We start from the raw sequence: 12,400 nt of genomic DNA, 5'->3' as shown, positions 1-12,400 counted from the left end.
AAAAAATTTATTAAACTGAGTTTAACAGGCTTTTCAGACACCGGTCTAGGCGAAAATGCCCCGCGCCAAGAGAATTGCGATATTTAAGCTCAATTCAATTGCCGTAATAAAACATTCACAAAAGTGCAAACTGTGTCATTTAAGGGAAAGCTGACTTTTCATATTTGTGCGTCACCGTATGTGACACATGAATACATATTTAGGATGCTGATTGATGGCCCTGCAGTCGAAACCATATATGGCGTTGCTTAATGAACGCACGATCATTGTTGCTATTGTTTTTACATTGGCGCTCATGTGGTCTTTCGGCCAACTCTCATTTCTGGGGGCGGTCATCGTTTCCGGCGTTTCAGCTTCATGTCTGGTGCAGCTGTCGGTAAGGCGACGGTTTGAGGAGCTGGAAGCTCGCCGGGCAGCCATTCAGAAACGCAAGCGGGCAAAACGGCCAACATCAGTCTCCATACGGGCGAAAGCCCTGGACCAACTACCCTCGCCTTTCATGCTGATAGATTCGGATCACCGAATTGTGGTTGCCAACCTGGCTGCCAAAGATCTGTTGGGCGAAGACATAGTCGGGAACGATGCAACCTTCTACCTGCGCCAGGTCGAGTTTATTACTGCACTCGAAAAAGTCTTGTCGGGGCCTGGCAGCGACTTTCAGGTGGTCCGTTATACCAACAGCAAAGACCGTATTTTTGACGTAACAGTTGCAGCCATTCCGCACCGAAAGTCTGACGAACAGCAGCCGGAAGCGGTTTTATTTTTCTATGAGGTTACAAGCCTGATCAGGGCTGAACAGATGCGGGCCGACTTTGTCGCAAATGCAAGCCACGAGTTGCGGACTCCCCTAACTTCGATCCTTGGCTTCATTGAGACCCTGATCGGCCCCGCGGCCGACGACAAGGATGCGCATGGCCGTTTTCTGGGCATTATGCAGACTGAGGCCGAACGCATGGTCCGCCTGATTGATGACCTGTTGTCGCTCTCGAGAATCGAAATGACCCGCTATGTCGCGCCGGAAATGGAAGTCGACCTCAAGAAGCTCATCGTCAACACGGTTAGCACAATCCAACCTGCCGCAGCCGCCAGGAACATCAAAATGGAGTGTAACATTTCTGAAAATCTGGCACATATCCGCGGAGACGGCGACCAACTCACCCAAGTCTTTATCAACCTACTCTCGAACGCATCAAAATACTGCGATCCTGACAGCACACTGCATATCAGCGCCACGCCGACGCTCGATAACAAGCGAATCCATGTGAATATTCGTGATGAAGGCCCAGGTATCCCGCAAGAGCACCTCGCTCGCCTAACCGAGAGATTCTACCGCGTCGACACCGCTCGCTCTCGCAAAATGGGAGGTACCGGCCTTGGCCTTGCAATCGTAAAACACATTCTTTTACGGCACGATACCAGCCTCGACATCAAGAGTGAGGTTGGTAAAGGGACAGAGTTTTCCTTCCGACTTCCGATCGCCCAAAAGCCATCCGAATAGTACTGTCATCTGCCTGTAACATTTAAGCTGTAACAGTCGCGGTGCCGGCAGAAAGCATAGGCTTTCACAATATATGAACCGGCCTGATAGGAAATTAGCCACGGGTGTTGTGGCAAGGAGAACTACGATGAAAAAATTCGCTGCTGCAGCCGCCTTGATCACCGCTGCCACTTTCAGCACCACAAATGCGGAAGCACAGTCCCGGGATCAGATCCGGATTGTTGGTTCCTCGACCGTTTTCCCTTTCGCGACTGCTGTCGCTGAAGAATTCGGCCGTTCGACAAATTTCAAGACACCGATTGTAGAATCGACTGGTTCCGGTGGCGGGCTGAAGCTTTTCTGCTCTGGCATCGGCACCAACCACCCCGACATCACCAACGCTTCCCGCCGCATCAAAGCGAGCGAAGTTGAGCTGTGCGCTAAAAACGGCGTGACCGACATTGTCGAAGTCAAAATCGGTTATGACGGCATTGTGCTGGCCGCGTCCAAGAATGCTGCCCCAATGGAAGTCAGCCTGCGCGACCTGTATCTCGCCCTCGCGGCGCAGGTTCCTGCTGAAGGCACTGAAGGTGGTGCAGGGAACATGGTCCCGAACCCATATAAAAACTGGCATGAAGTAAACCCCGCCCTGCCAAACAAACCGATCGTGGTTCTCGGCCCTCCGCCAACATCCGGCACGCGTGACGCCTTCAATGAGTTGGGCATCGAAGGCGGCTGCAAGACTTTCGCTGGCATGAAAGCCCTGAAGTCTGCCGACAAGAAGCTCTACAAAGCTCTGTGTCGCGGCATTCGCGAAGACGGCGCCTACATTGAAGCCGGTGAGAACGATAATCTGATCGTTCAGAAGCTCCAGACCAACGACGACGCTGTTGGCATCTTCGGGTTCAGCTTCCTTGATCAGAACGGCGACGTAATCCAGGCCTTCCCTGTCGCAAAGACGGTGGGCGAGGCTTCCCAAGAGCCAACTTTTGAAGCCATTGCAGACGGCTCATACCCGATTTCGCGTTCGCTTTACTTCTATGTTAAAAAGGCGCACGTGGACGTTGTCCCTGGGATCCGTGAGTATCTCGCAGAATTCACCAGCGACAAAGCAGCTGGCGACTTTGGTTACCTGGCAGATCGCGGCCTGATCCCACTGCCTGACGAAGACCGAGCAAAGTTTGAGCAGGCAGCAAGCGACCTGACCAACCTTGTGCTTGACTAACAGGTGTAAAATACTGTGTAGAGGGGCAACAAGCGACACTGAGCTGTTGCCCCTTTTTCAAATCTCGATACGTTCAACAAACCTGCGTAAGGCCGCCCTGATATGACGAGCTCCGCAATTTTTCTTTTTCTGGTGATGCTGGCGTTGGGTTCCTTCGTCTTTGCCCGCCAAAAAGCGCTGGCCGGCGCGGGCGGTGACCCTGCAAAACTGCACTCCCTGCCACGCCACTATGGCTATTTCGCTGCCACATGTGTCCTACTGCCCGGGCTTTTCGCCTTCGGCATATGGGTCATTTTCGGCAACAGCATCATCGAAGGCCTCATCCTTTCCGGCGTCCCTGACCGGGTTTTTGAACAGAATGGCGATCAGGCCACCTTGGTTCTAAACCGAATCCGGTTGGCGGTGGAAAATCCGAATTCTCCGGAAACGGATCCAGACATTCTGGCAGCCGCAGCGAAGTTTCAGGCCATCTATCTGAAGGGTATCTGGGCAGCCTTCGTACTGTCGATCTCTCTCGGCCTCGTTGGTTTGTACGTGGCAGTAAACCGCACCAAGCCGGACTTTCGCGCCCGCAACAAGTTTGAGCGTGTTGTCCTGATCACGCTGGGCATGAGCTCGGTCATCGCCATTGCGACCACGCTCGGCATTGTGGCCTCGCTTCTGTTTGAAAGCCTGCGCTTCTTCCAGGAAGTGTCGATCGCTGAATTTGTCTTTGGGTTGCACTGGAGCCCACAAACCGCACTGCGCGCTGACCAAGTTGCCTCCGCAGGAGCCTTCGGCGCCGTGCCGCTTTTCGCAGGCACCCTTCTGATCAGTTTTATTGCAATGCTTGTTGCCGGGCCAATTGGTCTGTTGGCAGCGATTTACCTCACCCAATACGCCAGTCAGCGCATGCGCAAGATCGCCAAGCCGATGCTTGAGGTCCTCGCGGGTGTGCCCACCGTTGTATACGGCTTCTTTGCAGCCTTAACGGTCGCACCGCTGTTCCGCGACATGGGGATCACGCTGGGCCTCGATATCGCAAGTGAAAGCGCGCTCGCAGCCGGCATTGTGATGGGCATCATGATCATTCCATTCGTTTCGTCCCTGTCTGACGACGCGATTACCGCTGTACCCAAATCGCTCAAAGATGGGTCATTGGCACTTGGCGCCACGCCGTCCGAAACAATCAAACAGGTGGTTTTGCCTGCGGCCCTGCCTGGTATCGTGGGCGCCTTCCTGCTGGCAATCAGCCGCGCGGTTGGTGAAACCATGATTGTCGTGATGGCGGCCGGCATGCAGCCAAACCTGACTGCGAACCCGTTTGAAGCCGTGACGACTGTAACGGTGCAGATCGTGGCCCTTCTGACCGGCGACCAGGAATTCGATAGCGCCAAGACCCTGTCGGCCTTTGCGTTGGGTCTTGCCTTGTTTGTGTCAACGATGGTGCTCAACGTTATCGCGCTGAAGATCGTCAGAAAATATCGCGAAGTATACGATTAAGGATGTCACATGTCGGATAACGCAAAAGAAATCAAACCTACCGACTGGCATTCACCTGAAATGAATGCCCGTATCAAGCGGCGCTATCGCAAGGAAAAATGGTTCAAAGGCCTAGGCTTTACTGCCGTGATCTTGGCGGCCATGTTCCTGGTGACACTGATTGGCAGAATCGCAGGCGACGGTCTTTACGGTTTCGTACAAACCAGTATCGAACTGGATATCCCGTTCGAGGAAAGCATCCTTGGTAACCCGCGCGAGATGTCAAAGGCCGACTTTGAAGAGAATGTACGCCGTGCCAACATGCTGCGTATTATCGACGCCAGCCTCCAGGGCCACTTCCCCGACGTGAAGAGCCGCCGCGATCGCCGCGAGCTGCTGCGGATGGTCAGCACCGGTGCACGGGCCCAGATCCGGGATATGGTTCTTGCAAACCCAAGCCTGGTGGGCACCACAGAGCGGGTGCGCTTGCTTGCGTCTGATGACGTCGACCAGCTACGCAAAGGTCGTATCGACGCCTCAGAGCCAGAGGCAAACCGCAAGGTGAAGGACAAGGAACTGGGATGGTACCAGAAGCTGAAGGAAGAAGGCCGCGTTTCGCTGAATTTCCACACGACCTTCCTGACAAGTGGTGACTCCCGCGACCCAGAACTGGCTGGTATCTGGGGCGCAACCGTCGGCTCTGCCCTCACCCTTCTGGTGACACTGGCGATTGCTTTCCCGATTGGCGTTCTGACGGCAATCTATCTTGAGGAATTCGCACCCAAGAACCGCTTGACCGACCTGATCGAAGTCAACATCAACAACCTGGCGGCCGTACCCTCCATTGTGTTCGGCCTTCTGGGCCTGGCGGTATTCCTTGGTGTCATGCACCTGCCACGCTCTGCGCCTCTTGTCGGGGGGCTGACCCTGGCTTTAATGACACTGCCAACCATCATCATTGCTTCCCGTGCTTCGATCAAGGCGGTTCCACCATCAATTCGGGACGCAGCACGCGGCCTCGGGGCTTCACCGATGCAGGTGGTTTTCCACCATGTCGTGCCGCTTGCGATGCCTGGCATCCTCACGGGTACTATCATCGGCATGGCACAAGCGCTGGGTGAAACTGCACCGCTTCTGATGATTGGTATGGTGGCTTTTATTGTTGATATTCCGGGTGGTGTGACGGATGCGGCCACAGCTTTGCCGGTGCAGATTTTCCTCTGGGCCGACAGCCCAGAGCGCGCATTCGTCGAGAAAACTTCTGCAGCCATTTTGGTGCTGCTGACGTTCCTGATTGCAATGAACGGCCTGGCCATCTGGCTACGCCAAAAATTCGAGCAGCATTGGTAAAATGTATAAAATGGCCTCAGAGTTGGATACCATGACAGAAACACGCAAACCAAAAATGCTGGCGGAGAATGTGAACGTATTTTACGGCACAAACCACGCTGTCAAAGGAATTACGCTGGACCTCCACCAGGATGAGGTGACAGCACTTATCGGGCCTTCGGGGTGTGGCAAGTCCACCTTCCTGCGCTGTCTGAACCGAATGAACGACACGGTGGCCAGCTGTCGGGTCGAAGGCAGGATCACGCTTGATGGTGAAGACATCTATGCTTCCAGAATCGATGTGGTTCAGCTGCGTGCACGGGTGGGCATGGTCTTCCAAAAACCAAACCCCTTCCCCAAGTCCATTTACGACAATGTCGCCTATGGCCCGCGCATTCACGGGTTAGCACAGACACGTACCGATCTGGACGAGATCGTCTCTACAGCACTTGAAAAAGCAGGCCTCTGGAATGAAGTGAAAGACCGGCTTGAAAGTCCCGGCACCGCACTTTCCGGCGGCCAGCAGCAGCGCCTGTGCATTGCACGCGCCATTGCCGTGAACCCGGAAGTCATTCTGATGGATGAACCCTGCTCTGCGCTTGATCCGATTGCAACGGCCAAGGTTGAGGCCCTGATTGACGAACTAAAAGGCCGTTACGCGATTGCGATTGTGACCCACAGCATGCAGCAGGCCGCACGCGTATCGCAGAAAACAGCCTTTTTCCATATGGGGGACCTGGTTGAACATGGCGATACCACAGAAATCTTCACGGCGCCGAAGCAAGAGCGGACGCGCGACTATATTACCGGCCGCTTCGGCTAAGGAGTGTTGAGATGACGGATCATACTGTCAAAGCCTATGACGATGAACTGAGAGACCTGCGTGCGATCGTCAGCCGCATGGGTGGTCTGGCTGAAGATCAACTTGTTGGCGCCATGGAAGCATTGAACGAGTTTGATGTCGTAAAAGCTGCGGCGGTTCGCGCCTCCGACAAGCTGCTGGACAAACTTGAAATCGACGCCGAGAAGGCGGCAATCGTGGTGTTCGCCCGCCGTGCGCCCGTCGCTGATGACCTTCGCGAAGTGGTTTCAAGCCTTAAAATGACCGGCCTGATCGAACGGATGGGCGATTATGCGAAAAACATCGCCAAGCGGACACTTGCTATATCTGAAATGGGGCCGGTGGCATTGCCTCCGATCCTCGACCAAATGGCCCGTGATGCCCGGAAGATGGTCCAGGACGTGATGGACGCATACGTTCACCGCGACGCAGGCCTGGCGATGGAGGTTTGGGAGCGGGATGAGGCACTGGATAACCTGCACAATGCAGCATACCGGCACATTCTGGCCCGCATGATGGAGACCCCCGAAAAGGTAGGTGTCCTGACGCACTTCCTGATGATTGCCAAGAATCTTGAGCGCATTGGTGACCAGGCCACAAATGTCGCCGAGCAAGTCTTTTACACCCTACGGGGCGTAATGCTTGAGGAGGCCCGTCGACCGAAACATGACCTGACCAGCACCGAGCTGATGACAGGTGAACAATAAACAGGGCAATCTAAGGAAATTCCTGTGAAAACACGTATTCTACTGATCGAAGATGACGAAAACATCACTGAGCTGGTGCGCTATAATCTTGAGCGCGCTGACTATAAAGTTGATGCCGTTGCCGACGGGGAAGACGGCCTTTACCGCGCCAGCGAGGAGGCACCTGACCTGATCCTTCTGGACTGGATGCTGCCGAACCTTTCAGGGCTCGAAATCTGCCGTCAACTTCGCCGGAACGCTGAGACCCAGAATATTCCAATCATCATGCTAACGGCGCGCGCAGATGAACCTGACCGTATCCGCGGGCTTGAGACAGGCGCGGATGATTATATCTGCAAGCCTTTCTCACCCAAAGAGTTGATCGCCCGCATTCAGGCGGTACTGCGCCGCCTTCGCCCAGCCCTTGCCGGACACGAGCTGGCGTTTGAGGATATCAAGCTTGATAGTGTCTCGCACCGTGTGACACGTGGTGGCAAGCCAATCCAGCTTGGGCCCACCGAGTATCGCCTTCTGCGGCACTTTATGGAAAACCCGCGTCGGGTCTTCAGCCGCGAACAACTGCTGGACAGTGTCTGGGGCCATGATGTGTATGTTGAGCCCCGTACGGTTGACGTTCACATTCGACGCTTGCGCAAGGCCATCAACCTAGAGGACGCCCCGGATTATATCCGCACGGTACGCTCTGCTGGCTACTCGCTCGATAATTACAATTGACGCCTGGCAGGATCAGGCTGGACTGGCGTCCAGCTTGGCCAAACTGCGGTCCAGCATTAGGACGCACCACAGCGAGGCATGATGGTCTCGCTTCGAGGCTAGATGCTCTGCCACCATCTCCCTGAGGCCGGTTCTGGAAATAAGGCCTGAATCCAGCAGAATTTCGCTTTCACACAGGCTTTCAAGAATTGGCGCCAATTCCTCGCGCATCCACTGGCCCGCAGGAATATTGAAGCCCTTTTTGGGCCTGTCGATAATCTGATCAGGAATAAAGCCGCGTGCGGCCTTCTTGAAGGCGGCCTTGCCATCACCATCGACAATTCGGCTTTCAGGACCAAGCCTTACGCCCCATTCAAAGAATTTATGGTCCAGCAGTGGTACCCTTACCTCCAGGGAGTGAGCCATACTTGCCCTGTCTACCTTGGTCAGAATATCGCCAGGCAGATAGGTGTTGATATCAATATATTGCACCACCGAAAGCGGATGTGCGCCCGGAATATGCCCTGCCAGTTCTTCAAAACGCTCTTGCGGGTGATAGCCTTGCAGCTGCTTTTTCATCCGGTCTGACTGCAAGCGCAATCGGTCCCGGTCCGGTGTCTTGGCCACCGACTGGAAATACGCTTGCGCAGAATTTCGTGCCAGCCCTTCAAGGGTCGATTTCGCGCGCAAGAACTGAGGCGCCCAATCCATCTTGGGATACACCTTGGACAAAGGCCCAAAGACTGCGCGCCGAACCATATGAGGAATGGCGCTACGGAACTGCTCTTCCATCATGTGAAGGCGGTAGCGTCGATAACCGCCGAAAAGTTCATCTCCACCGTCACCAGATAGCGCAACCTTCACTGTTTCCCGCGCCAGAGCACACACTCGATAGGTCGGCAGAGCAGACATATCGGCAAATGGTTCGTCAAAAACATCCGGCATGACATCGATCAAGCTGGCGTCATGGGCAGAGATCAGCCGCATTCTATGGTGAGCACCAAAATGATCGGCCACATTCTGCGCATATCCACTTTCATCGAACTCCGGTACATCTGATCCGACAGAACAGGTTTCCACAGGCTTGTCGCTATTGCGGCTCATCAGGCCAACGACCATACTCGAATCCACACCGCCGGAGAGGAAAGCCCCCAAAGGCACATCGGCGATCATCCGCAGTTTCACAGCTTCCTCAAGGCGTTCCAGCAGCTCGTCCGTGTCCTCATCAACCACTGAAGGCGTTGCCATATCAAGCTGCCAGTAACGGTAGAGGTCAAACCGGCCGGTGTCTTTCGATAGGATCAGGCAATGGGCGGGTGGAAGCTTTTCCACGCCAGTCAGGATCGACTTAGGGTCAGGCACATAACCCAGCGCCAGATAATCTTCCACTGCATCCAACCGCAAACGGCGTTGAAGGCCCGGGTGCTTCATCAGTGCCTTCATTTCTGACGCGAACAGGAATGTCCCATCGGGTAGGCTGGCATAATAAAGCGGCTTGATGCCAAGCCTGTCGCGAGCAAGGAACAGTTCACCTTTTCGGTTATCCCATATGGCAAAGGCAAACATGCCCCGCAGGCGACTGACACAATCTTGACCCCATTCCAGGTAGGCTTCCAGCAAGACTTCTGTGTCGCATTCCGTCTTGAACGTGTGGCCCAGGCCCTCCAGTTCGCGGCGCAGGAACTGGAAGTTATAGATTTCACCATTGTAAGTCAGCACAACGCCTTCGTCGGCACTAAGCATCGGTTGGTGCCCGCCTGCTGCGTCAATAATCGACAGCCGGCAGTGGCCAAAGGCGACCTGGTTGCCCCAGAAGTATCCGTCATCATCCGGCCCACGGTGCGTGATACTTTCCGTCATTCGGCGCAATACAGCCTGATCAATGCGGGTCCGGGCAGTCGTGATAATTCCGGTTATGCCACACATACATTCTTTTCCTGGCCGGTTGCGCCCAGATCGAACACAAGAGTTGAAGGACTGAAGGTTTCAAAAAACCTGGTTAGGATAGCCCTGGGGTATTCCCCTGTCGACGGAAATTCTGCCGCTGCCACAAGCATTTGCCCAACGGCGTCCTGCCCCTTAAGGCGAAGAATAGCGAGCGCGAGTTTCGCCCCGATCGGTGAACTGAAGAACTGGCCGTCTACATAGAATGTCTGCCAAACCAGCCTCTTCCGGCCATTACTGAAAATCACTGTTTCCTGGAATGCGGCAGCGCCCACAGATTGGTCCTCTATATCCTGCCCACTCAGCCGAGACCACGTTGGCGCAGGCGCCATGGAGGTTGAGGCCGCCAAACGGTGGCCTACCCTGTCCGGGGCGTACAGTGCCGTGACACCGAAAACGGTATCTGCTTCAAGGCGGTACATCCAGGCTCTGGAGTGGTCTGCCGATGGCGCATCCAACCAACCTGCCTGAACGTCGGGTGAAAGTGCGCGAATACCGCATCCATCACATTGGGGAATCTTGTAGCGAGTCAAGTTACAGGTAAACGCTTTTTCTGGGTCTGCAGGCAACCACCAGGCACTGAAAAGCACCAACAGCAGGCTGACTATCACTGCAAAAAACGCAGGTCTCTGTGAGCTATGCTCACCTACCGCATACACAGGCCCTTGATCCTCTTCCGCCTGTGTATTGTCAATGTCTGAGAATTTATATGCCGCTGCTATGAGGATAATCAGGACAAAGCTCAGGAACCCCCAACCATAAACGATGTGGTCAACGTCCTTTGCAAAAGAGATGTCTGTCGCCTCTGAAATCAGAAGCGTCCCATATACCCGCGCCACATTGGCAAATATTGGAACAATCACAGACGCCACCAGCATAACCACACGCCGACGCCAACTGCGAAACGCCAGCCGGCACAATAGAATGCCCGTCACCAAGCTTGAAAACAGGAACTTCACACCAGCGCACGCGGCTGCCACTTCGAAAAGCCCTGATGATAGTCGGATCAATACCCCATCCGACTGGTGCGCCACGCCTGTAACATCCAGTGCCCAGATGGTTATCTTTGCGGTGAAGACCTGCAGCGGTCCCACCAACTGCCCCCCAAACGGGACAAAGGCAAACAGGAACAATAGCGGAAACAGCAAGGCACGATATATGGCACGCCCAAGACAGGCCACCACAAGGAACTGAATAGCGCCGATGAACGCCACATGCTGAACAATCTTGGCTTCCGCTGCCCCACCCAGGAGCCAGAGGCAAGACACAAAGGCCAGTCCAACCGAACCCGGCCACCAGAATCTGATTGGTATATTTGCCAGCTGGACTCGGTCCCGCCAAATCAACCAGACGCTGACAACAGGTACCCAGATTCCATGGCTGAAGGTATCCACAGTCCACACCAGAGTTGCCATATGCCGCAAGGTGTCGAACCACGCCAGCACCAGCAATAACAGGCCTGCCCCAAGGAGGCTCAGATTCAAACGGCTCGATACCGCCATCACTGCGTCTCCTCGGGCATAACCCGGTCAATCAGCGCATCCAGGCGCTTCAGGCTTTTCGGCCAGCTATAATGTTCAACCATATGTTGGCGCGCGGCCTGGCCGAGCTTGGCCGCTGCGGCTGGGTTCTGCAACTGGGCGACAACTGCAGCTGCAAAGTCTCCAGCGCCGTCAGCGACGATAAGATGCTCACCGGGCTCTGCATCAATGCCTTCCTTCGCGGCAGGTGTTGCTACCACAGCCTTGCCCATGGCCATACCCTCAAGCACCTTGTTCTGAATGCCGCGGGCGGTCAGCAATGGCGCGACAACAAGCCCCGCCCTGGCAATCGTTTCTGCCATATCGTCAACAAAGCCCAACACTGTGACGTGCGGCTTATCGGCAAGAGCCCTCACCCGGCTGTGTACCGGAGCACCGGCAATCACAAACTCAGCGTCCGGGACGGTGCGGCGCACAATCGGCCAGACATGAGACACGAACCAGACAGCGGCTTCGATGTTCGGTTGATAATCCATCGCACCGGTAAATATGACCGTTCTTGGGGAAACGGTTAGCGCACTGAACCGCGATGGATCAAAGGCCTTGAGGTCCACCCCGTTGTTGATGTGGCTGACGCGTGCTTTGCTGTCGCCCCCCAGTTTCTCCCTGAATAGTTCTGCTTCTGCGTCGCTGACAAAAACCGTTGCTGCAGCTGTGTCAGCAATCGCGGTTTCGAATTGAAGCAATAACCGAGCTTCCCGTCCATAGAGCCAGCGAAGGTGCCAGGAACTCTTCTGGGCATAAGCCGCCCATTTCTCACTGTCCACATCGACGAGGTCAGCGACAACGGGGATATGGGCCGGCCGATCGGCAACCAACGGCGCGACGGCAGCAGAGAACAGAAAGATCAGATCAATTTCATCCCGTGCGAACAGGTCATCGACATAAGCTTTCAGCTTATTCTTCGGATATGCCGAAAGCGTCATGGAGCGGCCTCGCAGAATGCCAGTCAGAATTCCTGCGATCTGTGAAAAGCGGCTAACGCAACGGTAACACAGGCTTTTCACCTTTGACTGCAGAAACGGAATATGCGTCAGATCTTTAGGCTGATCGACATAGAATCCCAGATGAACCTCATGGTTCTTCAGCAAATGGTCCAGAAAGTGCCATGACCTGATCTTGTCGCCCTTGTTGGGCGGATAGGGAATGCGGTGCGCCAGAAAAAGTATTCGTGCCATCCCT

The 12,400-nt window shown here is 54.8% G+C and carries 10 protein-coding genes; 7 read left to right on the top strand and 3 right to left on the bottom strand.

Annotated features, from left to right (window positions below; translation table 11 throughout):
* Positions 1–214 precede the first annotated feature (214 nt).
* From B3Z17_RS03125 to phoB, 7 genes are all read left to right on the top strand, one after another.
* Positions 215–1,498, top strand: coding sequence for a sensor histidine kinase (locus B3Z17_RS03125; protein ID WP_286828517.1), 1,284 nt, complete (start codon positions 215–217; stop codon positions 1,496–1,498).
* Between the two features lie 127 nt (positions 1,499–1,625).
* Positions 1,626–2,702 carry a substrate-binding domain-containing protein gene (locus tag B3Z17_RS03120; protein ID WP_286828516.1) on the top strand — a complete coding sequence of 359 codons (1,077 nt, stop codon included), beginning with the start codon at positions 1,626–1,628 and terminating at the stop codon, positions 2,700–2,702.
* 102 nt (positions 2,703–2,804) lie between these two features.
* The gene (gene pstC, locus B3Z17_RS03115; protein WP_068305854.1) at positions 2,805–4,184 is read left to right on the top strand and encodes a phosphate ABC transporter permease subunit PstC; all 1,380 of its coding nucleotides are present in this window, start codon (positions 2,805–2,807) and stop codon (positions 4,182–4,184) included.
* A 9-nt stretch (positions 4,185–4,193) separates the two neighbouring features.
* On the top strand, positions 4,194–5,513 hold the full coding sequence (pstA, locus tag B3Z17_RS03110) for a phosphate ABC transporter permease PstA (RefSeq protein WP_068305853.1): 1,320 nt from the start codon (positions 4,194–4,196) through the stop codon (positions 5,511–5,513).
* A 31-nt stretch (positions 5,514–5,544) separates the two neighbouring features.
* Positions 5,545–6,315 carry a phosphate ABC transporter ATP-binding protein PstB gene (gene pstB / locus B3Z17_RS03105; RefSeq protein ID WP_068307100.1) on the top strand — a complete coding sequence of 257 codons (771 nt, stop codon included), beginning with the start codon at positions 5,545–5,547 and terminating at the stop codon, positions 6,313–6,315.
* Between the two features lie 11 nt (positions 6,316–6,326).
* Positions 6,327–7,040: a phosphate signaling complex protein PhoU gene (gene phoU, locus B3Z17_RS03100; protein WP_286828515.1), complete on the top strand. Its 714-nt coding sequence runs from the start codon at positions 6,327–6,329 to the stop codon at positions 7,038–7,040.
* A 24-nt stretch (positions 7,041–7,064) separates the two neighbouring features.
* On the top strand, positions 7,065–7,754 hold the full coding sequence (gene phoB / locus B3Z17_RS03095) for a phosphate regulon transcriptional regulator PhoB (protein ID WP_286828514.1): 690 nt from the start codon (positions 7,065–7,067) through the stop codon (positions 7,752–7,754).
* Positions 7,755–7,766: 12 nt separating this feature from the next.
* Here the strand turns inward: phoB and B3Z17_RS03090 are convergent, their stop codons facing one another.
* Genes B3Z17_RS03090 through B3Z17_RS03080 form a run of 3 tightly spaced genes read right to left on the bottom strand, consistent with a single transcriptional unit; the run spans position 7,767 to position 12,396 of the window.
* Positions 7,767–9,659, bottom strand: coding sequence for an XrtA/PEP-CTERM system amidotransferase (locus B3Z17_RS03090; protein ID WP_286828513.1), 1,893 nt, complete (start codon positions 9,657–9,659; stop codon positions 7,767–7,769).
* Entirely contained in the window at positions 9,647–11,179 is a 1,533-nt protein-coding gene (xrtA, locus tag B3Z17_RS03085; protein WP_286828512.1) for an exosortase A, read from the bottom strand. Before xrtA ends, B3Z17_RS03090 begins: the two co-directional genes overlap by 13 nt.
* Positions 11,179–12,396, bottom strand: a complete 1,218-nt coding sequence (locus tag B3Z17_RS03080) for a TIGR03087 family PEP-CTERM/XrtA system glycosyltransferase (protein ID WP_286828511.1) — start codon at positions 12,394–12,396, stop codon at positions 11,179–11,181. Before B3Z17_RS03080 ends, xrtA begins: the two co-directional genes overlap by 1 nt.
* Positions 12,397–12,400: the final 4 nt, after the last annotated feature.

Source organism: Kordiimonas sp. UBA4487, assembly GCF_002389025.1.
In the GTDB taxonomy this organism is placed as follows: Bacteria; Pseudomonadota; Alphaproteobacteria; order Sphingomonadales; family Kordiimonadaceae; genus Kordiimonas; species Kordiimonas lacus.
Note: the sequence above shows the minus strand (reverse complement) of the source record. Positions and strands in the feature narration are given on the sequence as shown.